This window comes from Treponema sp. SP13 (genome assembly GCF_050938355.1).
In the GTDB taxonomy this organism is placed as follows: domain Bacteria; phylum Spirochaetota; class Spirochaetia; order Treponematales; family Treponemataceae; genus Treponema_D; species Treponema_D socranskii.
The window spans coordinates 1-24626 of record NZ_JADOVM010000011.1; the positions used below are offsets into that span (position 1 = coordinate 1).

The 24626-nt window shown below is 47.7% G+C and carries 17 protein-coding genes and 2 pseudogenes; 8 read left to right on the forward strand and 11 right to left on the reverse strand.

The annotated features are described in order from the left end of the window. From IZU26_RS12795 to IZU26_RS12830, 8 genes and pseudogenes are all read right to left on the reverse strand, one after another. Positions 1-132, reverse strand: a pseudogene (locus tag IZU26_RS12795) (chloramphenicol acetyltransferase); the annotation flags it as partial. A gap of 217 nt (positions 133-349) precedes the next feature. Next, entirely contained in the window at positions 350-1354 is a 1005-nt protein-coding gene (locus tag IZU26_RS12800) for a hypothetical protein (RefSeq protein ID WP_433279521.1), read from the reverse strand. Positions 1355-1458: 104 nt separating this feature from the next. Beyond that, complete coding sequence (locus IZU26_RS12805; RefSeq protein WP_433279523.1) at positions 1459-2187, reverse strand: hypothetical protein; 729 nt, start codon at positions 2185-2187, stop codon at positions 1459-1461. A 34-nt stretch (positions 2188-2221) separates the two neighbouring features. After that, positions 2222-2467 carry a hypothetical protein gene (locus IZU26_RS12810; protein WP_433279525.1) on the reverse strand — a complete coding sequence of 82 codons (246 nt, stop codon included), beginning with the start codon at positions 2465-2467 and terminating at the stop codon, positions 2222-2224. Between the two features lie 61 nt (positions 2468-2528). Beyond that, a complete protein-coding gene (locus IZU26_RS12815; RefSeq protein ID WP_433279527.1) occupies positions 2529-3077 on the reverse strand; it encodes a hypothetical protein in 549 nt (182 codons plus the stop codon). Between the two features lie 163 nt (positions 3078-3240). After that, positions 3241-3345 (reverse strand): annotated as a pseudogene (locus IZU26_RS12820) (integron integrase); the annotation flags it as partial. Between the two features lie 131 nt (positions 3346-3476). Next, entirely contained in the window at positions 3477-3992 is a 516-nt protein-coding gene (locus IZU26_RS12825; RefSeq protein WP_433279529.1) for a hypothetical protein, read from the reverse strand. Between the two features lie 102 nt (positions 3993-4094). After that, positions 4095-4667: an SAP domain-containing protein gene (locus IZU26_RS12830; protein WP_433279531.1), complete on the reverse strand. Its 573-nt coding sequence runs from the start codon at positions 4665-4667 to the stop codon at positions 4095-4097. A 189-nt stretch (positions 4668-4856) separates the two neighbouring features. Here IZU26_RS12830 and IZU26_RS12835 point away from each other — a divergent pair, with 189 nt between their 5' ends. Beyond that, the gene (locus IZU26_RS12835; RefSeq protein WP_021495584.1) at positions 4857-5807 is read left to right on the forward strand and encodes a magnesium transporter CorA family protein; all 951 of its coding nucleotides are present in this window, start codon (positions 4857-4859) and stop codon (positions 5805-5807) included. 179 nt (positions 5808-5986) lie between these two features. Further along, complete coding sequence (locus IZU26_RS12840; protein WP_433279533.1) at positions 5987-6949, forward strand: formylglycine-generating enzyme family protein; 963 nt, start codon at positions 5987-5989, stop codon at positions 6947-6949. A gap of 127 nt (positions 6950-7076) precedes the next feature. Here the strand turns inward: IZU26_RS12840 and IZU26_RS12845 are convergent, their stop codons facing one another. Beyond that, positions 7077-7766 carry a metallophosphoesterase gene (locus IZU26_RS12845; RefSeq protein WP_433279535.1) on the reverse strand — a complete coding sequence of 230 codons (690 nt, stop codon included), beginning with the start codon at positions 7764-7766 and terminating at the stop codon, positions 7077-7079. 274 nt (positions 7767-8040) lie between these two features. Between IZU26_RS12845 and IZU26_RS12850 the strand changes: the two genes are divergently transcribed. Continuing rightward, positions 8041-8859, forward strand: a complete 819-nt coding sequence (locus tag IZU26_RS12850; protein ID WP_433279537.1) for an Rpn family recombination-promoting nuclease/putative transposase — start codon at positions 8041-8043, stop codon at positions 8857-8859. A 121-nt stretch (positions 8860-8980) separates the two neighbouring features. Here IZU26_RS12850 and pbpC read toward each other — a convergent pair whose 3' ends face one another. Both pbpC and IZU26_RS12860 read right to left on the reverse strand, forming a co-directional pair. Then, positions 8981-11341 (reverse strand): penicillin-binding protein 1C, encoded by a 2361-nt coding sequence (pbpC, locus tag IZU26_RS12855; protein ID WP_433279538.1) that lies wholly within the window; start codon positions 11339-11341, stop codon positions 8981-8983. Continuing rightward, positions 11338-17025: an alpha-2-macroglobulin family protein gene (locus IZU26_RS12860; protein WP_433279540.1), complete on the reverse strand. Its 5688-nt coding sequence runs from the start codon at positions 17023-17025 to the stop codon at positions 11338-11340. Before IZU26_RS12860 ends, pbpC begins: the two co-directional genes overlap by 4 nt. 204 nt (positions 17026-17229) lie before the next feature. On the opposite strand from IZU26_RS12860, the gene IZU26_RS12865 reads away from it, so the two are divergent. The 5 genes from IZU26_RS12865 to nifJ all read left to right on the forward strand — a co-directional run bounded on the left by IZU26_RS12865 (position 17230) and on the right by nifJ (position 24486). Beyond that, positions 17230-18384, forward strand: coding sequence for an iron-containing alcohol dehydrogenase (locus IZU26_RS12865; RefSeq protein ID WP_021331662.1), 1155 nt, complete (start codon positions 17230-17232; stop codon positions 18382-18384). Between the two features lie 219 nt (positions 18385-18603). Further along, positions 18604-19458 (forward strand): ATP phosphoribosyltransferase, encoded by an 855-nt coding sequence (gene hisG, locus IZU26_RS12870; RefSeq protein WP_433279543.1) that lies wholly within the window; start codon positions 18604-18606, stop codon positions 19456-19458. Between the two features lie 30 nt (positions 19459-19488). Beyond that, the gene (locus tag IZU26_RS12875; RefSeq protein WP_433279545.1) at positions 19489-20112 is read left to right on the forward strand and encodes an imidazoleglycerol-phosphate dehydratase; all 624 of its coding nucleotides are present in this window, start codon (positions 19489-19491) and stop codon (positions 20110-20112) included. Between the two features lie 8 nt (positions 20113-20120). Continuing rightward, positions 20121-20828 carry an SGNH/GDSL hydrolase family protein gene (locus IZU26_RS12880; protein WP_433279547.1) on the forward strand — a complete coding sequence of 236 codons (708 nt, stop codon included), beginning with the start codon at positions 20121-20123 and terminating at the stop codon, positions 20826-20828. Between the two features lie 124 nt (positions 20829-20952). Beyond that, entirely contained in the window at positions 20953-24486 is a 3534-nt protein-coding gene (gene nifJ / locus IZU26_RS12885) for a pyruvate:ferredoxin (flavodoxin) oxidoreductase (protein ID WP_433279549.1), read from the forward strand. Positions 24487-24626 lie beyond the last annotated feature (140 nt).

Genomic DNA, 24626 nt, shown 5'->3' on the forward strand with positions numbered 1-24626 from the left:
TGAATTTACTGGATCATCGTAATACGAATAATCACCAACGATTATATTTGGATTAGTAATTATATTCTTAATAAAACATACTTGATCAAACCCTTTCATGGGGTGTATTTCATTGGGTTGAGGACCGTACATATAAAACTCCTATAATTATTATGGTGAAGATAATTTATATAAATCTTATATGTTCATTTCTGGCCTTTTCTCCTCTCGATTATTACAGATATATATTTACCACATTTATCTTTAATGTGTAAATAATTTTCTTTCTTGCCCGCCGAAGGCGTGCACCTAACATTGTTTTAAACCGCAACGTAAGCAAAGACTTGTGTTGTCGGCTTTGAAAACTGTGTTAGACGTTCTTTTTTATTTTATTTTGTAAATCAATCAAAGTAGAATAATGAGATTCATTCTTGTATGTTTCAGTCAAAAATGTATCTAACGTAAATACTGTGTAATTATCATCATGAAAATGAAATAAAGAATCGAATAAGTTATTCTTATCAAACTTTTTACCCTGAGTTAAAAAGGCTCGAGCATAGCAACAATAATAGTTTATATAGTTTTTTTCTGAAGGATAATTTTTTATGAAAAAATCTTTAATAAAATTAATTGATTTATTTAAATTACTCCAATACAAATCTTTCTTACATAAAATACCATTATCTGAACGGAAAATACCTTCTTTTAATTCAAACAAAGGTATTGATGTGTTCTCAACGTATTGTTTTGTATTATCAATTACCTCCGACACTAATAAATTCTGCATCGATAATTCATAATTAATGAACACATTATAAAGAATCGGAGTTATCAACTCATGAATTCTATCTTTTGGTTTTATACCATTTGTATAAAAATCTGATAAAAGATTTTTGCACTCATTAAGTAAAAAACCAGAATTACTTTCTAATAGGCAGTTTACTTGAAAAGAAAATAATTCTTTAGAATTTTCTCCAATACTTAAAAACATAAAATAATAGAAAATATATGCAATAATAACAATACAACTTCTTAAAGTTTGTGCTTCTAAATTTATTTTCAAATCGGTTATTTTCTTCTTTGTCTTTTCGTTTTCTAAATTCTTACCATCTGTAGCTTTTATAAATGAACTAATATCAGGAAAGCTCTGAACTATAGATATGCTATTTTTACAAATATAATCTTTAACTAAGTTTCTCTTTCCCTCATCAAATCCTAAATGAGTATATAATTCAAAAAGAGACAATTCTGAAATACAAATATTTTTATATTTTTTAAATTCGTTTCTTAATACTTCGTAATCAACATTGTCATCCTTATCATCAATTCCTGATAGAGAATATAATATATTTGTATCAATTAGAACTTTATTCATTTTATAACTCCTTCATGCCCTATGGCCTATGCGTCTAACATTGTTTTAAACCGCATTTTTGCGAATGCAAAAAATATCGGCTTTGAAAACAGTGTTAGGTATAATTACGGCTGAAGTTCCTTTGAAGAAAATAAACTATACTCAATCATTTTTTTATCAAATGCTTGTGCTAGTTTTATAATATTTTCTTTTGCTATTATTAAAGTTTCCCGTTTTAATACAATTTTATTTTTTTTGTATGAAAGTTCTGGATATTTCTTAATAAAACTCTTATCAACTTTTCCATTTTGATGGACAAAAGAATGCCTCATATCTAAATATGGTAAAGCATTTTCAATCACTTTATTATCTACATCAAGATTCAATTTTTTATTTATCTCTTGTATTAATCTCATTGTACTACGCTCGCTTTCCAATTGTTTAAATAAAATATTGGAAATTTTATCAGTAATATTATTCCAATTGCCAGCTGAAATCACTTCATCAGCACCTAGTTGAATTTTATTATTTCCAATAAATCTTTTAATATCGAGGTTATCAGATTTTGAAGCACAACTAACTATATATTGAATATACTCAGTTATCTCTTCATAAATTTCTTTTATAAATGAAATATGAACAGTTGTTCTCAGATGTTCAAGTATTATTTTTCTACTACCGTGTGTATTTTTTCTATTTGATAGATGTGGAAATTTTTCTTCTGTTATGTTCTTAAATATTTTCTGTTCATCAGCCAAATCTTTCTGGTTTAAAATTACCATATCAATAAGCTCAAGATCAATATCAAAATAGTCAATTCTATTATGAAAACGTAAATAACCCTTCGATTTCATTATTAAACTCCTTGTGGTACATTGTAGCATCAACCTAACATTCGCTTAACCTGCATTTGCGGCTTGCCCGCAATGTCAGGTTGAAGCGGGTGTTGGGTAATTTTTTATAAATGAAATCAACAATAATCTCAGATCTCAATATCTTAATTGTTTGATTACTATCATAATATTCTATCCCCATACCAATTATCTCTGGATTTTCATTACTATTTGAAAGATCAAATTTCCATACAGCACTTCCACTAAGACCAATAGGTTTCGGTAATTTTTCAATTACCACTTTATCATTATCCGAATAACGTGGAAGTCTATTGCTATACTCACCATAAATATACTTTTCATCAAAGCCTTATTATGGGTTGTAGCACATGAAAAGGATAAAAAAGTAATTTTCCAGTTGTTTCATTCTTTAGTTTCTTTGACTTTTCATTTTTTCTTACTTGATTAACATGCGATTTAGTGAATCCACAATAGTGTACCCAATTTGATTTATCAACCTTTTTAGACAAATTACTAATTTGAACTGGTTCTATTCCTTTATATGGAATATCTGCTATCTCAATTATTGCAATATCCAAAATTGAATCAAACCAATAATTAATATTTTCTCTAAGAAATATTTTCCATGATTTAACCAATCCATCACAAGGTTCATCTTCGTCATTATAAAAAAAGGGGATAAGAATAAACTTATTATTCTCTGTTACATGAAAAGCAGTTACAACAAAGAATCTATCAAGATGTTTTAGAATAAAACAACTTCCTTCAAAAGCATTTTCAGAATTATATATCCATGATAATGGACCAAATGTTCGATCTAAAAAAACATTCCATTCATGAGATTCAAAATACTTATTTCCCATTTTTCCTCGCCCGCCGAAAGCGTCCACCTAACATCCTTTCAACCTTTCCGTATAATATCACAAAAACCTATGCTTTTCCATCTAAATTGCGGCGGATCAAAAAATCAGATCTTTCTACCATAACTGTTTACAAGAATAAATCAACAATTGGCAGATTAGGCCTATCTTCGCTAAACGGAGCAAAGAAAAATTACATCCTGTCTATAGGGCTTTGAATGCCCGGACCGCCGCGGTTTAGAACGTGGGTGTAAACCATAGTGGTTTTGACATCGCTGTGGCCGAGAAGCTTTTGGATAAGTACGGACGAAAGCGGCACCGAACCGAAACCCTCCTTGCAGTCTGAATCATACTACAGCTGTTTTTCTTCGCTTAAAATTCAAACTACTCTTTTTTGAATCAACAACCCCGGCGCAGAGTGTCGGGGTATTAAACCCTCCGCACGAATAAAGCATTAAAAATTTGAAAAAAAATATTTTCTTTCGGTTTTTCGTCCATTGTTTTTTTACTCATAATTGAAATACCGAGTATTTCTTGGGAATTTGAAATTATATAAGGAGCGGAAAGTATTTGAAAAGCCTTTAAATATTTATCTTTCCCTTCTCGAGAAGAAAGGGATTCCAGTTTCTTTTTAATATAGTCTTTTACAACTATAAATGCCTCATCGTAGTCATCGATCAAAATGTATAACTTTATTTTAAAGACAGTAGTTATAAAAGTTGCAGTACCTCCATAAATTTTATTTATATTTTCACCTTCAACATAAGTTGGAATTTTCATTGAAGCTAAAATACTTCGAATAAGCATACAATCTAATTGAGAACTGAGATTTAGAAAATGCTGATACTTTTCTCCTTTTCTGACATTTTCGAAAAACAATTCTTCAAACTTACTGTAATCGATATTTTTTTCATTTACATTTGTTTCATCAATCTTGTCATCCATTTTTTAATCCCCAAGCGGTTCGGTAAGCCGTCACATTCGCTTAACCTGCAAACGGGCATAGTACCGTTTGTCAGCGTTGAAGCGGGTATTAGATGAAATTTTTTATGTATTTTTATTCTTTTTCCACGTTATATAATCTTTTTTCGCTTTCATATCTTTTAGCTTATTCCATGCTTCCAAAGCGTCTTCTCTTGTTGCATTTTTTTCATTCGCCAGATAATTACTTATAAAGTTATTAAATTTACAGGATGGAATTTGCGGAAGCCTTCCTTCAATTTGGTTTAACCGAATATATTCACAAATAACATCATCATAAGTTATTTTCTCACCATGGGAAAGTTTATCTTCAATCCATCGATTAAGCCAATATTTTGCACCCGATTTCGGTTTTAATCCCGGAATCCGTTTATCCATTTCACTGTGTATGAATGCCCATGTTTCTTTTTCGTTGCTAAAATTTTCAACATAAGTATGATTATTCAATAGGTCTCTATTCCGGCTTTTACTCCGATAACTATTTTTTTTATTCGCCGTTCCGGTTTTCAAAAATTGAATAATCAACGCCTCAAGTTGATCTTTTCGTATTTTTGAATCAACAGGTATTTTAAGCGATTTCGCCAATGCTTTGAGTTCACTCGTGTACCAATATGTATTCTCAAATTCTTCTATTGTCATAGAGTCTTTTGCTTATGTGCCGTAATTATTATGTAACCGTATGCATTAACGATGATAATAAAATTATTCATAATAATTTTATACCCTCATATTACTATACCACAGCATCGCCCGAAAAGACAATATTTTATATTGCCGCATTTTCGTTCATTGCGCTTTGCGCTTTTTTCTGCTAAGATTTCACCCGCGATGATTTCTTATTGGCAGCAAAAAAACGGACAATTCGTCCGCGTCCCCGGAAAACGATTGAATACCGAAAACCGCACGTGGGTCGACGCCCGCAACGTTTCGAGCATCGACGCTTCACTTCTCGAAACGAGCTGCGGTATAGACTACGACCACATCGTCGATATCCTCGACCCCGACGAACTTTCGCGCATCGAAGAGGGAGACTCGTACGTGCTCGTCATCATACGGATGCCGGTGTACGATGCGGCTGCGGAAGTGTCGTTTTATACGATTCCCCTCGGCATCGTGATCGAAGGAAATACGATCATCACGATCTGTTCTTCAAGTTGCGACATACTCGGCGGTATCGCGTCGGGACAGGTAAAAGGGATCACGCTCGACGATTTTCCGGCTTTTATCATCAAACTGATGAGCCGCGCCGACACGACGTTTTTGCGTTATCTCAAAGAAATAAATCGTCAGACGACCGCCATGCAGCGCGAACTGCAGGGACCGATCGAAAACAAAGAAATCGTCAAGCTTCTCAATTTGCAAAAGTCTCTCGAATATTTTACGACATCTCTTACAAGCAATCAGCTTTTGCTGCAAAAACTTCGCAGAACGAAATTATTAAATCTCGATGAAGACGATTACGATTGGCTCGACGATGTCGACATCGACAACAAGCAGGCGATCGGTATGGCCGAAACCTACAACAATATCCTCGCGGGTCTTATGGACACTTTTACGTCGGTCATTTCGAACAATTTGAACGTCAGTATGAAACGCCTCACCGTCATCAACCTCGTGCTCATGGTGCCGACGTTTATCACGAGCTTTTTCGGTATGAACGTACCGCTGCCGTTTTCAAGCAACGGGTGGGTCGGCATGTTCGTCATTTCCGGCGGCTGTATTTTAACGACGATTCTTACGGCGCTCATGCTCCGCGATCGTACATCGATAAAAAAATAATCGGCACCGCATCCTCGCTCGGCCTGCAGGTTCATTCGGCGAATCGAATTACGTTGAAACCTTTCGTAATTTTTTATATTTTAATAACGAGAAGATATGATAAAAAAACGCCGTCCGAAATATCGTCGTCGCTGAGGTGGGATGCAAAAATCGCTTGAGCGTTTTCTTTTGGAGAACTTATGAAAAAATATGCTATCGTACTGATTTCAGTAATTTTTTGTACGGCATTTCCGCTCTGCGCGAAGGGCGGAAGCGATACATTCGGCGGCATCGATATGACGCGGCCGACCGACGGAAACGCCGCCCGTACTTTCATCATCGGCGAAAACAGTCAAACCTATACGGCCGAACGTACCGTTTTGCCGTTTAAAATCAATAAATTCGAAACGACATACGCGCTTTGGTACGCCGTGCGTATAGACGCGGAAGGGCGCGGCTATGTTTTTGCAAACCCCGGACAGGGTGGCTCGGAAGGCAGACGCGGCGGAGAGCCGACGGACGAAGATAAATATTTTCCGGTTACGGCGATAAATTGGTACGATGCGATCGTGTGGTGCAATGCGCTCAGCGAAATCGAAAATAAAACGCCGTGCTATTCGTATAAAGGAAACGTACTGCGCGATTCGACCGATACCGCTTCGTGCGACCTGTCCGTATGCGACTGGAACGCCGACGGCTATAGGCTGCCGACGGAAGCCGAATGGGAGTACGCCGCCCGTATAACGAAAAGCGGCATGCAGCGAGGCGATAAGGCGAGCGGCGAAACGGGGGGTGAAGGGAGAGATGACGCGTCGCTTGTCGCATGGGACTGCAGCAATGCGGATGCCCCTCGGATCGTCGGAACGGCAGGCACTGTATTTACGCCGGAAGCGCCGCCTGCTCCCGGATCGGGCAATGCAAACGGAAGCGGCATATACGATATGAGCGGCAACGTGCTCGAGTTTTGCTGGGATTGGTTTGCCGATTATACGGAGCAAAAAAAGGGAGCACGGTATACAGGCCCCGCATACGGTTCAAAGCGCGTAAGCCGCGGCGGAAGCGTTTCGGAATACACACCCTTTATCAACGCGGGCGATCGCTACGCATTCGATCCGAACGAATCCTATACTTACATGGGCTTCCGAATCGCATCGAGCGAATAACGCAGATGATCGGAAAATTCGAGTTTTTTCGTGCGGAATCTTATCTCACATACCGCACCGGAGTATGTTGATTGAACCTGAAATCGAATTTAATAATTGTTAATTTTTCGTTTCCACAGGATCGCCGCTATCGCTCCGTCTTTCGAAGTTCCGCGTCTGCGACGCTCCACTCGCCGTCGTTTTCGGCGATTTCCATAACGGCATAATTTCCGTCGAGGAGTGCACCGGGGTTGATCACCGTCGTCGCTCCGATTTTATCGATCGCCGCCCCTTCGTGAATATGTCCGGTGATAACGGCGAGCGGTTTTATCCGTTCTATAAATTCGCGGAATTTTTGCGAGCCCGCGTGCAAAGCCGGATTTACCGCATCGCACTTTGTATCTTTCGGCGGATTGTGGGAAATGAGTATGAGATTTTTCCACGTGCCGCCGCTCTTTGCCGAAGCGCGTTCGATGACGTCGAAATCCGACAGGAGTTCGTCTTCCGTTCGTTCGTTCGGCGTCGTACCGGTAAACTTGCTGCCGCCGCCGCTTCCCGCGATGCAAATGCCGTCGTGGTAGACGAGCGCGCCTTCGACGCTGATGTCTTTTTTTTCGATTTCGTGTAAAAAATCCGGTTCGTCGCAGTTTCCGATAACGGAAAAGATGACGTCGTGCTTTTTGCACAAAGCTTCAAGTGCGGGCAACCCCGTTTCCGCGTGCTTAAACGCAGCGAAATCTCCGCCGAACAAAACCGCATCGACCGCTTTAAACTCTCCGTCGAGTTTTTCGAGCGCCGAAATATTTCCGTGTAAATCGGATATGACTAAAAACTTCATAGGCTTCTCCCGTTTTTCTCAGAACAGTATACACCTGTTTTAATAAAAAAGACAGCGGTATTTCGGTTAGATTTTTACGTGAGGAAATACGGCACCCTCATTGCACACGGATTGCAGGCCTCAGAAGACTGCGGCACATGGCACTCCGCCTGAGACCGCGGCGCAGGATGGGCGGTTCCGTTTATTTTCATAAAAAACCGCGTATTTTGTTACTTTATGAGCGATATATATAGCAGCGGTTTGCCGCACCATCTCAATAACCGAAGGTGTACCAATGGAATATACCCATAAACCCGTCGACGAACTCACTTTTACCGACGACTTTATGTTCGGTGTAATTATGAAAAACAAATCGATATGCAAAGGTATCATCGAACGGCTTCTACATATCAACGTCGGCAATATCGGATATCCTTCGCTGCAAAAAACGATCGCGCCGTTTTACGAAAGCAAGGGCATACGTCTCGACGTCTATGTCGCCGATTCAGAGCGCGTCTTCGATATCGAAATACAAACGTCACTTCCGCCTTCTCTTCCCAAACGCACACGCTATTACCAAAGCCTTATGGATGTCGATAACCTCTTGCGCGGTCAAAGTTACGCGGAACTGAAAGAGAGCTATGTCATTTTTATCTGTACGCAGGATCCTTTCGACAGAGGTTTACCCGTCTACAAATTCCGCAATATCTGTACCGCTGACTGCACTCTTTTTCTTGATGACAAAAGCGCTAAGGTGTTTTATAATGTGGGTGCCTACGGTAAAGAGGGAGAGCCTGAATTGAGCGCCTTGTTGGAGTATCTTTGCGAGAGGCGGGCGACGAGCGGTTTTACACAGCACATCGATGAGCTTGTCGAAAAAGCGAAACGGAACGAAAAGTTCAGGAGCTGGTATATGTCGTTGAATATACGGGAAGATGATTTACGCATGGCAGGTGAAAAGATCGGCTTTGAGCGGGGAATACGCGACGGCATCGCCAAGGGCTCATATCAGGCAAAGCGAGAAACGGCAAAAATTTTATCTGGTATGCAGCTGAGTCTTGAAGCGATATCAAAAGCGACCGGCCTTTCGGAAGCGGAAATCAAAAAACTGTGAGGGTATTTGCTTTTCAAAACTCCATGTTGCCGTTTAGATAAAAATTGATTTACGCATTGCACGCGGATTGTACGCAATGCACCCCGCACATGGCACTTCAACGGAGTCCGAAGTGCCGGCTCTAGTCCGCGCTTCGAATCTTCACCGTACAAGAATCGCTTCTGCCTTTGCCGTCGGCGACGGTGAGTTCGTAAATGCCGGGAGACGGTCTCCATTCGTATTTTTCGCCCGGCGCACTTTTGCAGATAAACGACGCGCCCGAAAACCAAAACAATTCTTTCGTATCGGCATCGGCGGATGCGCTCAAAACGATGGTACTGCGCGCGGGATCGGAGGAGCGGAACACGTATTCGGTATGTTTGAGAGGCGAACGTATTTCCGGCGGATAGCCGCTTTTGTATAAACCGCTTTTGCTTTGCTCTGGCGGATAATCGGGAGGAGAAAGACGCGGGAGTCCCGCTTCGGCAAAAAGCGCCTGTAAATCGCTCGGCCAAAATTCGCGCACGACTTCTTTGCAATACGGCTTTCCGGTTTCGTCGGTGCGGTAGCCGCTTCTCGTGTCGATCGTTATCTTCCGATGAATGCGGCACTTCGCTATCGGCGACACTCCGGGGATAAACCACGCTTCTTCGATATGCGGGCAGTCGTCGGTCGGAACGGCGCCCGACACGGAACACACGCGTATCTTCATCACTCCCTCAGGCGGAAACTTCAAGGATACGCCGACTCTGCTTGACGCGATCATACTGTCGGCAATCGCAAAAAAAAGGGGAGCTGCGGCACTGCGTCCGAGAAACGCATTGTTTCCGACGCCGTCGAAATTTCCTATCCACACGCACATCACGTACTTGCCGAAAAAGCCTGCCGTCCACGAATCGCGGAAGCCGACGGACGTTCCCGTTTTGTAGGCGACAGGAACGGCTTTCGCTTCGGCAGACCTTGCTTCGACGGGCGGAGGATTCTGCTCGAGCATTTTGCACACGATGAACGCCGCTTCGGGCGAAAACAGTTTATGCTCTTTAAAATTATTAATTGTTAATGCGTCGTCGATTGCCGCACGGCTTTCGCCCATAACCGTTTTAAGCGGCCGCTCCGTGCCTCCGTTTACGAGAGAAGCGTACAGCGTCGTAAGTTCGAAGGGCGTTACGTCCGCGCTTCCGAGTACGATCGAAAGTCCGTAGCTGTCCTTCGCTTTGAGAGCGGAGATGCCCGCGTCCGCTAAAAAATCGTAGAGGTCGGGATTTTTCAATTTCCGTGCGAGCGTTATTACGGGGATATTGCGGCTTTCCGTAAGCGCCTGCCACGCTTTTATCGGGCCTTTGAATGTGTTGCCGTAGTTATCGGGCGTATATTCGCTGAAGCTCGAGGGCGTATCTTTGAGCATCGTGCCGTAATGGATGATCCCTTGATCGAGGGCGAGCGCGTATATAAAAGGTTTCAGCGCGGAGCCGGGCGAACGCTTTGCGATGTTTCCGTCGACCTGCCCCTGAATGGCGTCGTCGTAAAAACGCGCCGAACCGACTGCCGCAAGCACTTCCATCGTTTCGGAATCGGCGAGGAGAACAGCAGCGTTCGCAATGCCCAAATGCCGCTTTCGATTGATAAAAAATCGGATGCGCGATTCAACGAGTTCCTGCAAATTCGAATCGATTGTCGTCTTAATAATTTTTTGCGGATGTGCGCGATACGGTCTTTGCAATTCGAGCATGCGGGTATAGTGCGGCGTTTCGTCGGGAAAAGCGCAGACGAGCTGAGGGGGAGAGGCGACGAAAGAGCGCTCGCCGCTTGCCGCCGGACGTTCCTTTATCCATTCGTCGAAAAGCGAGAGTCTCGCGTCGATGAGTTCGTCCGGGACATGAAATGCGGAGGGACATCGCTTTGCAGGATTTTGCGGAAGTACGCAGAGCATGAGGCGCTGCGGCAGATCCGTCTTTTCGATGCTCTTTCCGAAAAAATAATAAGAAGCCGCTTCGAAGCCTTCGATGTTTTTTCCGCAGGGCGCGAGGTTGACGTACGCGTCGAGTATGTCCTGTTTCGAATACAAAATTTCGAGACGGAGCGCTAAAAAAATCTGCGCGAGTTTTCCGGGAATGCTTCGCGTGTACAGACGGTATTTCAATTTTGCCGTCTGCATCGTAATCGTCGACGCGCCTATAACGCGCGATCGCTTTACGTAGGTTTCCCAGCCTGCGCGTATGAGGGATGCGGGATTGATGCCGTGATGCACATAAAAGCGCCGGTCTTCCCGAAGCAAAAGCGCTTCGAGAAATTCTTTCGGAAATTCCGTAACGGGTTTATAAATACGAAAGCGTTCGTCCGGAGTGAGGTACACGCGGAGGAGTTTTCCGTTCCGGTCGGCATAGGCGCCGGAAAAAGAGATACCGTCGAGGATGCCGTTCGCTTTGCTGCGGACGACATCGACAACGCAAAAAAGCAGCAGCAAGCCGGCAACGCCGAGAGCTGCCGCATGACGCTTTTTCATTTATCGGAGATCGTTATGCTTTTTTGCGGACGGAGCGCGCGCTGCGTGCCGTCGTACATCGCTTCGGCAAAGAGCGGCGGCACCGTGTACTTCCCTGAGTTGACGGCTCGCACTTTGTACGTGAACGTTTTAAGTTCCTGCGTCACAGTTCCGAAGAGCACGATGCGGTCTTCGCGTATGTCGACGTAATCGGGTTTCCAGCCGGTATCGCTTTCGCGTACGGACGCGATATCAGCTTCCAAACCGCACGGCAGCATATCGACGACGGCGACGTTGCGTATCGATTTGTTTTTCGTCGAACGGACGTTCACTTTTACCGTCACTTCATCGCCGAGTTTTACCGCATCGATTTTTTTGCCGTTCGCATCGACAAATTCGCGGTACACTTCGATGCCGTCTTTCGTTTCGCCTGAGGGGATATCGTGCAAAAATCCGCCCTGCGTCACTTGATAAAAGAGATTCGTCTTTTCCTCGTTCGTCAAGCGAAGCTTTTGCGCATCGGAAGAGAACTCGGCGGTAAAGACTTTTTCGCCCTGCGGCGTAAGTGCTTTCGTCGTTTTGTCCGCTTCCTGTGTAACGGTAAATTTTCCCGTTTCAGATGTGGGCATTGCCGCGAGATAGCTTTTTATCGCGATGAGCGTCATCGCAGCCGAAAGGGATGCGTAACGGCGGTGAACGATTTCGTCTTCGATCGATTCGAGCAGATGTGCGGAAACGGCGGAAAGTTTTTCGGGATAATATTCCGAAATGAGGTAGAGGTACGCCGATTTGAAATACAAGTCATCTTCGAAAAAGCCGATGGTATCGGCCGTTTTGACCCCGCGTTTTACGCGCGAGACGAGCTTTTCGCCTTCCGACGCCATGCCGAGCATTTTATACGATGCGGCGAGGAAAACGCCCGCAACGGAAGCTTTATCGTCGCGATCCATATCTTTGCGCAGAGAATTGATATAATCCGTCGTCACCGTTTCGTTCCGCGTGAGCACGTAAACGCAGAACGCGCGGCCGTATACGCCGCCGTCCGTGTCGGCCGCCCTCTTTTTCAAAACGCCGAGCAGATTGTTAAAAAACACGTCGGGGACGTAATAGCCGTTTTCGCGCGCATCGGTTAAAAACATGGCACAGTATGCGTCGAGCGCAGCCCAGCTTTCCGAACGGTGCGTCCAAAATCCGATCGAACCGTCCGACTTTTGTCTCGACTGAAGAGCTGCGACGACGTTGTCGATCGCTTCTTGAGCGTCCGCTTTCGTTTTGCCCGACTCTTTGAGCAAGTCGGGGAAGAGGTACGGATAGGCCATACTCACTTGCTGCTCAGAACAGCCGTACGGATATTTTTCGAGATAAAACTGCAAACCCTTTGCCAGTCCGCTCGGCAGATACGAAAGCGCGATTTCCCGCGTCGCGTATTCGTTGTACATTTTTTTATCGACGTCGACGCTCGTTTTGTCTTTTGTGACGCGCCCGCTCGTAAGCCGCACTTGATACGGCATGGACGGACGGACGCTCATCGATGAAGTGATGCGCGACGAATGAGAAGCGCCCTTTGCAGTAAACGCGATATCCGCAGCTCCGAGTACGTCATTCGTTTTTATGCCGAACGTCGCCGTCGCATCCCGCCCTTCGGGGATCTTGAGCGTGACCGACTGCGCAGACGTGATTGAAAAGTGAGCGGTCGGAACGGCGCTGAGTACGACGGATGCATCGCTTCCCGAACCCTTATCGTTGTTCGTTACCGTCACCGATATGTCGAAAGTATCTCCCGGAGAGGCGAAAGTCGGAGCATTCGGCACGATGACGTAAGTGTCTTTTATCTCCGACGATGCCTGTGCGACGCCAATCGTATCGGACGACACGGCGACGGCCATAACGCGGAGGCTTCCGTTGAAGTAATCGGGAATGCGGTAGGTAAGGTTTCTCTTTTGGGGCCCCGTATCGACGATGCCCGACCAATAGGCGACCGGCTCGTTTTGTTTTCGCTTAAACGGATTCAAATTGTGCGCGAGCAGCTCGTAGTCTTCGCCGCCGCCTGCCGCAGCGAGCGTACGGAGGATATTGTATTCGGGCAAAACCAAATCGAGCACTTGAGATGTCGAAACTTCGAGCGCGCGCTTTTTAAAAAAGTATGCAAGCGGATCGGGTGTTTTATAACGTGCAACTTGCAAAATGCCTTCGTCGATCGCCATGACGACGATTTTTCCCGGCCTCTTACTCGAATACGAAATCGTGTAATCGGTTCCGGGCTTCGCTTCACGCGCTACATCGAGCGTGATTTCGTTTGTACGCCGCTCGAGGCTGACCGAAAACGGAACGGCCGCATAGCAGAAGGGACTCATGTAGATTTCTTCGGAGTCGTAGGAGCGCGCGTACATAATCGTGATATAGCCGTTTCCTTCAAGTCCCTGCGGAATCGCGATCGACTGCAGAGAGGACGCGCCGTCGGAACGGAACCATTTGTACGTATACACTTTATCGCGTTCGACTGCGATGAGACCGCTTCCCGCATACGGCGCTTTGATAAAAATCTGCGCCGTTTCTCCCGGACGGAAATCGCTTTTTTCCATCTTTACTTCGAGTTCCGCGGTACGCGACAGGCTTCGCTGCAAATTTTTTTCGCCGATAACGGAATACGGCGTTTTATTAAATTCGAGACCTGCACCGTTTTTCAGCGTCAACGTAAAATCGCCTTCATCCGAAACGGGCAGCCGATATTTCAATCCCGCTTCGGGGATCGTAACCGTTTTCGTAAATACCGGATATTCTTTTTTTACCGATTGATATTTATACGCGCCGTTCGGCTGCTTGACGAGTACGGACACGTAGCGGTTTTCCGTGACGACAAGTTCGACATCCGACACCGCTCTCTGTTTGAGGTCGGGGCCGACTGCGATGAGCGTCAGTTCGCGGGTCGAATCCTTTTTGATGTACGAAAGATCGCCGTCGGCTTTTACGCCGATGAGATATTCGAGCGGGGAAACGTACACCGACGACTGCGAAGAGACCGCGCGGCCGCTGCCTTTTTCATAACCGTCGGCCGTAAAGGTCATGCGGTACGATGCTTTGGCAAATTTTTCGACATCGAGCGCAAACTCAGCCCGTCCCTCATCGTCGGTCGTCTTTTCGTCGAGCGTTTCCGTATACGAATCTTTTCCGGTATACGGATCGGAAAATACGTAGCCGCGGTACTGCGGAAAGCGCATATATCCCGGAGCGAGCGAAATCTCCGCCGAAACTTTATTGCCCGCCGCAACCGTGCCGAAGAGGTTTCTCAGCTTTACGACGCCCGTAAGCTTTGCCGGCCGGATCCAGCCTAAAGCCGGAAGCGGATCGAAAGCCGTCGAAATCGAAAGCGTATCCGGCAAAAATTCTTCGACTTTGACCGTTTCGTTTCCGAGGAAAACGCGTTCGATTTTTCCGTCGGAACGCTGTTTTCTGAAGTATGCGGAAACGTTGTATTCGCCGGTCGGAGAGTAGGATTGAGTGGAGAATTTGATTTCTTCAAAGCCCGCGTCGTTGAGCGCGAATTCTTTATCGACTATCTCCGTGCCGTTCGGATCCGTAACGACGTAAGCGAGAGGAGTGCCCGCAAGGCTTTTCGCCCAATTTCCCGCTTTGACGATGAGACCGAGCTTTGCCGTATCTCCCGGCCGGTAGATACCGCGGTCGGAAAAAATATAGGTGTGAATCGCATCGGGGTCGAGCGCGCCGTATTCGCCGCCCGTATTGAAATCCGAATAATCGAGCGAACGTCCGTAATCGGCATACGGCATAAATGCGAAGTCGTTTCCGTTTATCGCAGTGTAGGCGACGGGGCGATGTTCCTTGTTGTTCGTCGAAAGAGCAGGGAGGGTTACGTGACCGTCGGATGCCGTAATGCCCGAAGCGAGCGTGTCGCCGTTGAGCGCGACGACTCGTATTTCAGAGCCCGCAAGTGGCCGTCCCGTCGCAATCGACTGCACGAATACGTCGCAGGTTTTATCTGCATTTTTTTTAACGATGATCCCCTGATCGGTTACGAGGATGAGCCGCTCGTCTCCGTGCCCGTTTTTTTCGCTCGACACGCGGAACAAAAAGAGACCGTATTTGAGATGCTGCGACGGGATCGAATTCAAATAGCCTGAAAAATCGAAGTTCGTATACGACGGTTTTTTCGCGCTCGTCGCAGCGACCGAAGCGTCGGAACGATAGACCACACTCACATTGTTTTGATTGAAGATATAGTCGTAGTTGAACGAAAAATTTTTCATATCGCCGTTCGACATCGACGCGATGTGATTGATTTCGTCGCTCTGCATGCGCCACACCGTGTAGTATACTTTGTCGACGCCGCGTGTGAGCACCGGAATCTTTTTGCTGCCGCGCATCGAAATGATCGTACCGTCCGATAAAATCGTCGTCTCTTTCGGATAGGAGCGCACCTTTACGACTTCTCCGTGAGGATCGGTCAGATAATAATCGCCGTAAAATTTTGCGCCGTCTTTTACCGCGACGTAGAGATACGTGCCCGGCTTCGCATCGATTACAAACGAATGCATCGTATCGTATTCGAGTTCCGACGGCAGCGCCGTAAACGAAAGCGCTTTACTGTTTTTAATAACGGTGTCGGTAACTTCTTCTTCGCTGTACCACTCGTAATCTTTTTCGCCGCGTCTGCCCGGTTCTGCAGGTTTATCCTGCGGCAGCTCGTATACCGAAAGCGCGCTTTGCAAATTATCGGCGCTTATCTTCGCCGTCGTTTCGATCGCGATCACCTGCTCGTATTCCTGCGCGTCGTTTTTGACAAGGGTAAAATCTATCGACTCGATTTTGGCATAGCTTGAAGAGCCGGGAACGGTAACCGAAGCCGTCATCTTTTTCAAAGGCGATCCGCCCGAAGCCGATTTGATTCCCGCCGCAATCGCGATGTTCATCGTTACGTCTTTTGCAGGCACGCCGAGCGGTTCGGACGCAAAAAACGCGGTACGTTTATCGTCGCTCAAACCTGCCGTGACCGTATAGCTGCGTTTTTCGAAAGTACCGCTTTTCGGATTTTTCATATCGGGAGAAAGCGAGACGAGCTTTTCGATGCCGTCGGAGTTTATCGGAAAATTCGCACGAAGCGAAAAAGAGATATATTTTTTTGCGGGGTCGGCGGCGTCGATGCAGAATTCCTCATCTTCGATTTCCGCATAAAAATCGTCGGTTGAAAATTTTGCCGTATACGAACGGATTTTAACGTGGTCTGCAAAATCTTTTTTCGAAAACGAAATCTGATACTGCGTACCGAGCGGCCACGGCTCGGAAGGCGTAAAGACGAGTTCGTCGGAACCGATCCATCGCCATTCGCCGGCCATATCGGGTTTCATCGTTATGCCGCCGGCAACGATTTTATCGGCATCGTCTATTTTCGCCGCGGAACCGTTGAATGAAACGACGAGCGGATCTTTTGCGTTTTCAAGCAAGTCCGGCTCTTCGACCGAATAACCGATTTCCATTTTAAGAGGCATCTTCGACGAGATAAAGGCCCATGCAAACAAACCCGCGACGGCGAGCACGATGAGGCCGACAAGGGATGCGAGCGAAATGAGAGCGATTTTCCGTGCTTTTTTAAATCCGGCTTTATTGCGGAAAAAGAAACGACCGATCGCCTTCATCCATTCAGGCGCTTCATACGTTCCGAGAATTTTTGACCACGCGATTTTACCCATACAGCTGTCTCCAAATAAAAATGCGATATGCCGCCGCAGATTTCAAAAAATTATACCGTTTTAATCTTTACTAAACAATCGCAGATCACTATGATAAACGGGACGAAAGCAATCGAATACATATATACGGCTACACGGAAGAACGCTGGAAGAGACGCCTGCATCGGCGCCGCTTTCAGCTCATTATACGAAGCAGGAGGTAATATGAAGTACGCAACGTTCAGTATCCCCAACAGGATCGTCCACGGTGCAGGTGCATTGGAGTTCCTTTCCACGCTGGAAGGAAAAAAAGCGGTCATAGTCACCGGCGGAAGCTCGATGAAAAAATTCGGATTCATCGATGAAGCTAAAGGCTATTTGGAAAAAGCGGGAATGCAGGTGGAAGTCATAGACGGCGTTGAACCCGATCCTTCCATTAAAACCTGTAAAGACGGCGGGGCGAAGATGGCCGAATTCAAGCCCGACTGGATCATCGCATTGGGCGGCGGATCCTCGATGGACGCCGCCAAAATCATGTGGGTGTATTACGAATATCCGGGTTATAATTTCGACGATTTGGTCGCATTCAAATTTCCGAAGCTGCGGACAAAAGCAAAACTGATCGGCATCCCGTCCACGTCCGGCACGGCGTCCGAAATCACGGCGTTTTCCGTTATCACCGACAGAGAAAAAAATATCAAATACCCTCTGGTCAGTCCCGATATCATTCCCGATATCGCTATCGTCGACGATAGAATTCCGGCAAAGATGCCGCCGCTCGTTACGGCGCAAACCGGTATGGACGTCATGACGCATGCGATCGAAGCGTACGTTTCGACCGCCCATGACGATTACACCGATCCCTATGCGCTCGAAGCGATCCGGCTCGTATTCGAATATCTCGAACGGGCAGTCGCAAACGGCGGCGATATGGAAGCGCGCGGAAAGATGCATACGGCATCTACCGTTGCGGGTATCGCGTTCAGCAACTGTTCGCTCGGCATCGTGCATTCTATGGCGCATAAGATCGGCGGAGAATTTCATTTGACACACGGAGAGGCGAACGCCATCATGCTTCCGTACATCATCGACTACAACAGAAAGGAAACCGACCGCTACAGCAAATTGGAAGGCGCTTTGGGCATAGATGATATCGCAAAAGCGGTGACGGCTTTAAATAGAAAGGTCGGCATTACGCGCACGATTCAAGAAGGCAAAAACACCGTCATCCCCGAAGATGCATTCCTCAAGGTATTGGATCTGATGAGCGAGCGGGCATTCAACGATGCGTGTACGCTTACCAATCCGAGAAAAACATCGCCTGCCGATATTAAAAAGATTTACCTCGCTGCATACTACGGTAAAGACATCGACTTCTAAAAGCAGCCGCGCGCATTGCGCAGCAGCGTGATCTTACCCGCAGTGGAGATGCAATCGCCTTCGCTGCGGTTTTTTTTCGCATGGGATTGTCCCCGACTTTTGAAACAGCTCCGTCTTTCCGTTTTGACAGACAATCGACGAATGATGTAGCGCGATAAAACCTGTACGCGCAAACGAACGATTGATTTATCCGAGCCTTTGGGCTATAGTTTAAAATCTATGGAAAAATTAAAACTGCTCCTTCCGAAAGGAAGAATCTACGAAAACGTCGTCGGCCTCTTAAGCGGCGCGGGCATCAAAGTCGATTTGCCCGAACGCGCGTACCGCCCCATCGTCAATCAAAGCGATTTGGAAGCGAAAGTGATGAAACCGCAGAACATCGGCAAACTGCTCGAACTGGGTTCTCACGATGCGGGCTTTACCGGCCGCGACTGGATCGAAGAGACGAAAGCCGATGTCGAAGAGATCATGGACTTGGGCTTCGACAAAGTGCGCATCGTCGCGGCAGTGCCGAACGCGCTCGACGATCACACGCTTCAAACGAAGCGCGTCGTCGTCGCAACCGAATACGAGCAGATCGCGCGCAAGTGGCTCGAAAGCAAAAAAATCGACAGTATCATCGTGCGGACATACGGCGCAACCGAAGTGTTCCCGCCCGACGATGCCGATATGATCATCGACAATACGGCGACGGGGCGCACGCTGCAGGAAAACGGGCTCCGCATCGTCGACACGATTTTGAAAAGCTCGACGTGTTTTTTCGCATCGAAGACGGCGCTCGCAGACCCGCAAAGAAAGCAAAAGATCGACGAACTGAAAATGCTCTTCGAAGCGGTGCTCAATGCGCGGAACAAAGTGATGCTCGAAATGAACTGCGCAAAAGACATTTTCGATACGCTTATCAAAGAGATTCCCGCGATGAAAAGCCCGACCGTTTCTCCGCTGTACGGGGATGACGGCTACGCGGTCAAAATTGCGGTCGATAAATCCGAAGTGCCGCTCCTTTTGCCGAAACTGAAAAAACTCGGTGCGGTCGATATCCTCGAATACGATCTTCGGAAAGTGCTGGCATAAATTAATAATTAACAAATCACGGAGCGTGCTATGGCAGGACGAATCGCATCGATAGAACGGAACACGGGCGAAACGCGGATAGCGCTCACCCTCGGCCTCGACGGGAGCGGAAAATATACGGTAGAAAATCCGATAGGATTTTTCGATCACATGCTGCGTTCTTTTTGCAAACACGGCCTCTTCGATTTGAGCGGCACGCTTTCAGGCGATTTGAACGTCGATCAGCATCACCTCATCGAAGATACGGGTATCGTGCTCGGAAGCTGCTTTGCAAAAGCGCTCGGCGACTGCGCCGGTATCTCGCGTTCGGGATTTTTTATCTATCCGATGGACGAAACGCTTTCGCGCGCTGCAGTCGATTTCGGAGGACGTTCCTACCTCGTTTTCGACGGGAGAATTTCGGGCATACCCCTCGTGTCGCTCGGCGATGACGGAAAAGAAGCGAGCTTTCAAACGGACTGTGTTGAAGATTTTTGGCAGGGCTTTGTCGGAGGCGCCAAATGCAATCTGCATTTGGACACGATTCGCGGCAGAAGCGATCACCACAAAATCGAAGCGATGTTTAAAGCCGCTTCCCGCGCGATACGGAGCGCCGTCGAGCTCGACGTTCGAAGGTGCGGAGAGATTCCTTCGACCAAGGGCATCATCGTCTGAAGCGCAGTATGGAAAACGGAATACACACGATAGCGGTCTGGGGAGATTCGATATTAAAAGGGGCGGTCACTGGTTACAGCGAAAGCCGCTTTGACATCCTTGAAGAAGAAAACAGTCTCGCCCTCGCTCAAAAAAAGCTCGGCTTTACGCTCATCAATAAAAGCGTATTCGGCAACATCATCAATAAAGCGCTTCGCACGCTCAAGCGCGACATGGAAAAAGGTTTAAGCTGCGATCTCGGTATCGTTGAAAGCGGCGGCAACGACTGCGATTACGATTGGACGCCGATAAGCGAAAACCCCGATGCTCCGCACAAACCTCGAAACCCGCTGCCGGATTTTTTGCGCATGCTCGATGAAGCGGTCGAAACGCTCCGCGCACATAAAATCACCCCGCTTTTGATGACGATGCCGCCGCTCGTTCTCGACCGCTGGTATAAAACGATTACCTCGGGTCAAAACAAAAAAAACATCGACGCCTTTCTCTCCGGCGATGTCTTCGAATTGTACCGTGCTCACGAACTCTATTCGCTTTCGATCGAAAAATACGCCCTCGGTCACGGCGTCCAGTACATCGATATGCGCATGGCCATGCTCGAAGCGAAAGATTATCGTTCGCTCATGTGCAAAGACGGCATTCATCCGAACGTTTCGGGTTACGCATACATGGCGGACGTGTGGATCCGAGAGCTGCCGCGTCTGCACAAAGAATTTTAGACGGCAGCTTCGATGGGACAAAGCTTGTTTCGCATACTTGCAAATCCCCGCCATCGGGTGTAAAATACAAGGTGCGAATTGATACTCGTTTCACATCAATACATTTCAAGAAAAGGAAGCTGCCATGGCAACAGAAGAACAGAAAGTAACGCTCGACGCCAACACTGCGGTCGGACGCGTTGCGCATGCGCTGAGCGAAGTAATTTCGATTTATCCGATTACTCCGTCCAGCCCGATGGGTGAGGTTGCCGACGATCTGTCGGCAAAGAACGAAAAAAATATTTGGGGCACGGTGCCGACGGTTGTCGAAATGCAATCGGAAGCGGGAGCTGCGGGCGCCGTACACGGTGCGCTGACGGCGGGCGCGCTGAGCTCGACGTTTACGGCTTCTCAGGGCTTGCTCCTGATGATTCCGAATATGTACAAAATTGCAGGCGAATTGACGAGCACGGTATTTCATATTGCGGCACGTGCCGTCGCAACGAGCGCCCTGTCGATTTTCGGCGATCATTCGGACGTCATGGCTTGCCGTCAAACCGGCTGGGCTATGCTCGCATCGAACTCCGTGCAGGAAGCGCAGGATATGGCGGTCATTGCGCATTCGGCGACGCTCCGTTCGCGTGTTCCGTTCCTGCACTTTTTCGACGGATTCCGCACATCGCATGAAATCCAAAAATACGATGAAGTGTCGTTCGAGCAGATGCGCGGCATGGTCGATGACGACCTCGTGCGCGCTCACCGTTCCCGCGGTTTGAATCCCGAGCGTCCTGAAATCCGCGGTACCTCGCAAAATCCCGACGTGTACTTCCAGAGCCGCGAAGCGGTCAACAATTATTATAAAGCTGTCCCGGCGATCGTACAGAACGAAATGGCGAAGTTCGCAAAGCTTACCGGCCGCAAATACAAACTCTACGATTACGTCGGCGCAAAAGACGCGAAATCGGTTATGATCATCATGGGATCGGGCGCGGACACGGCTCATGAAACGGTCGAATATCTGTGCAAACAGAAAGGCAAAAAAGTCGGCGTCGTGAAGGTGCATCTGTACCGTCCCTTCGCTGCGGATAAATTCCTCGCGGCGATTCCGGAAACGGCGAAAAAGATCGTCGTACTCGACCGCACGAAAGAACCCGGTGCTTTGGGAGAGCCGCTCTACGAAGACGTGTGCACGGCTTTCGAAGAAGCCGGACGCAAAGCTCTGATTGTCGGCGGCCGCTACGGTATCGGCTCGAAAGAGTTTACGCCTGCGATGGTCATTTCGTGCTTCGAAAATCTCGACGCGAAAGATAAAGTGAAAAATCACTTTACGATCGGTATCAACGACGACGTATCGAAGACATCGCTGAAATACGATCCCGACTTTTTTATCGCCGAACAGGGCATGACCGAAGCGATGTTCTACGGACTCGGTTCCGACGGTACGGTCGGCGCGAACAAAATCGCAATCAAAATCATCGGCGACGCGCGCCCCGACCTCAACGCTCAAGCGTATTTTTCGTACGACTCGAAAAAATCCGGCGGCATCACGGTGTCGCACCTGCGCTTCGGCAAGCGGACGATCCGCCGCCCGTATTTGATTACGGCTGCCGACTTCCTCGCCTGCCACAAATTCGCATACATGGACGTGTACGACATGCTCCAGTATCTGAAAGAGGGCGGAATCTTTTTGCTCAACAGCCGCTTCGACAAAGAGCATGTTTGGGAGGAGATCCCCGTCGAACAGCAAAAGCGCATCCTCGCAAAAAAAGCACAGTTCTACGTCATCGACGCGTTTAAAATTGCGGAAAAAGCCGGCATGGGCAACCGCATCAATATCGTCATGCTCGCTGCGTTCTTTAAGATTTCGGGCGTTTTGAAAGAAGACGTCGCCGTCGAATACATGAAGAAATTCATCGCGAAAACCTACGGCAAAAAAGGCCAGGACGTCGTCAACAAAAACATTTCGACGATCGAAATGGCGCTCGAAGCCGTCGAAAAAGTCGATCTCAAAGGCAAAAAGGTCGGCGGCAATTTCCACATGGAATCGGCGATGAAAAACACGAACGATTCCTTTATCAAAAACGTGCTCGGCGCTATGGCCGCTCAGGAAGGCGACAAACTGCCGGTCAGCAAATTGCCCGCCGACGGTACTTTCCCCACGGCGACGACGCAGTACGAAAAACGCGGTATCGCCGAACGGGTAGCGTGCTGGGATGAAGCGACGTGTATCCAGTGCGGCAACTGCGCTCTCGTGTGTCCGCACGCGTGTATCCGCATGAAAACGATGACCGACGAGGAAGCGGCAAAAGCTCCGGCGGGATTCAAGAGCGCCGAGATGAAGCCTGCAAAGCCCGGACAGAAATTCGTGCTCGCCATTTCCGCCGACGACTGTACCGGATGCGGACTGTGCGTATATACGTGCCCGACACAGCCGAAAAAATCGCTGCACATGGAACTCTTTACGCCCGAATACAAAGAAGCCGAAAGCAAAAAATGGGACTACTTCCTCGGCTTGCCCGAAGTGGACGCTTCGACGCTCAACCTCGCATCGGCCAAAGGTCTTTCGATGAAGCGGCCGCTCTTCGAATTCAGCGGCGCGTGCGCGGGCTGCGGCGAAACGGCGTACATCAAAACGGTAAGCCAGCTTTTCGGCGACCGCGCGATGATCGCAAACGCGACAGGCTGTTCTTCGATTTACGGAGGCAATTTGCCGACGACGCCGTATGCGACGAATGCGAACGGACAGGGTCCCGTGTGGAGCAACTCGCTTTTTGAAGATGCGGCGGAATTCGGTTTCGGTATGCGCCTTACGGCGGAAAAACTTGCCGAATACGCGCGCGAAGTTGCAGCCGAAGCGAAGGAAAAGGGTATCGCCGCAAAAGAGATCGATGCACTTCTTTCGAATACGCAGACCGACGATGCGGCGATCGAAGCGCAGCGCAAAAACGTTGCGGCGCTGAAAGCGATTTTGAAAGACAAAAAAGACGCTCTTTCGAAAGAGCTTTTGTCGCTTGCCGATCACTTTATTAAAAAGAGCAACTGGATTATCGGCGGTGACGGCTGGGGCTACGATATCGGCTTCGGCGGCGTCGACCACGTACTCGCTCAGGGACGCAATATCAATATCCTCTGTCTCGATACGGAAGTGTATTCGAATACCGGCGGTCAGATGTCGAAAGCGACGCCCTTCGGCGCGGTTGCAAAATTCGCGGCGGCGGGAAAAGACATCGCGAAAAAGGATTTGGGTATGATCGCGATGAGCTACGGCTACATTTACGTCGCAAAGGTTGCGATGGGCGCAAATGCCGCTCAGACGATCAAAGCGATCCGCGAAGCCGAAAGCTACGACGGTCCGTCTCTCATCATCGCCTATTCGCACTGTATCAACCACACGATCAACATGAGCGACGGTTTGAAGCTGCAAAAGCAGGCGGTCGAATGCGGACTGTGGCCGCTGTACCGCTACGATCCGCGCCGCAAAGAGCAGGGACTCAATCCCTTCCAGCTCGATTCGCGCGAACCGAACTACCAGCTTGCCGACTATATGTACGCCGAAGGCCGCTTCAAAGCGCTGAAAGCCGCGAATCCCGAGCGTGCGAATATGCTGCTCGAAAAAGCGACTGCAGCCGCAAAGCGGACGTGGCAGGAGTACGACTACCTCGCCAAGCGCCCGTTCTGATCGGCGTATGTGCAAACTGCGCGTAAAGCGCATAAAAATCGTACGAATGTAATGTAACGAAAACGGCCGTCCGAAAGGGCGGTCGTTTTTTTATGACTATGGTTTCAGATATCCTTGCCCTGTAAAAACCGTCCTTGATA

What these genes read in the sequence shown, in the direction of transcription:
- IZU26_RS12800 (WP_433279521.1), bottom strand. Translation starts at nt 1,354, where the DNA reads ATGAATAAAGTTCTAATTGATACAAATATATTATATTCTCTATCAGGA.
- IZU26_RS12805 (WP_433279523.1), bottom strand. Translation starts at nt 2,187, where the DNA reads ATGAAATCGAAGGGTTATTTACGTTTTCATAATAGAATTGACTATTTT.
- IZU26_RS12825 (WP_433279529.1), bottom strand. Translation starts at nt 3,992, where the DNA reads ATGGATGACAAGATTGATGAAACAAATGTAAATGAAAAAAATATCGAT.
- IZU26_RS12830 (WP_433279531.1), bottom strand. Translation starts at nt 4,667, where the DNA reads ATGACAATAGAAGAATTTGAGAATACATATTGGTACACGAGTGAACTC.
- IZU26_RS12835 (WP_021495584.1), top strand. Translation starts at nt 4,857, where the DNA reads ATGATTTCTTATTGGCAGCAAAAAAACGGACAATTCGTCCGCGTCCCC.
- IZU26_RS12840 (WP_433279533.1), top strand. Translation starts at nt 5,987, where the DNA reads ATGAAAAAATATGCTATCGTACTGATTTCAGTAATTTTTTGTACGGCA.
- IZU26_RS12845 (WP_433279535.1), bottom strand. Translation starts at nt 7,766, where the DNA reads ATGAAGTTTTTAGTCATATCCGATTTACACGGAAATATTTCGGCGCTC.
- IZU26_RS12850 (WP_433279537.1), top strand. Translation starts at nt 8,041, where the DNA reads ATGGAATATACCCATAAACCCGTCGACGAACTCACTTTTACCGACGAC.
- pbpC (WP_433279538.1), bottom strand. Translation starts at nt 11,341, where the DNA reads ATGAAAAAGCGTCATGCGGCAGCTCTCGGCGTTGCCGGCTTGCTGCTG.
- IZU26_RS12860 (WP_433279540.1), bottom strand. Translation starts at nt 17,025, where the DNA reads ATGGGTAAAATCGCGTGGTCAAAAATTCTCGGAACGTATGAAGCGCCT.
- IZU26_RS12865 (WP_021331662.1), top strand. Translation starts at nt 17,230, where the DNA reads ATGAAGTACGCAACGTTCAGTATCCCCAACAGGATCGTCCACGGTGCA.
- hisG (WP_433279543.1), top strand. Translation starts at nt 18,604, where the DNA reads ATGGAAAAATTAAAACTGCTCCTTCCGAAAGGAAGAATCTACGAAAAC.
- IZU26_RS12875 (WP_433279545.1), top strand. Translation starts at nt 19,489, where the DNA reads ATGGCAGGACGAATCGCATCGATAGAACGGAACACGGGCGAAACGCGG.
- IZU26_RS12880 (WP_433279547.1), top strand. Translation starts at nt 20,121, where the DNA reads ATGGAAAACGGAATACACACGATAGCGGTCTGGGGAGATTCGATATTA.
- nifJ (WP_433279549.1), top strand. Translation starts at nt 20,953, where the DNA reads ATGGCAACAGAAGAACAGAAAGTAACGCTCGACGCCAACACTGCGGTC.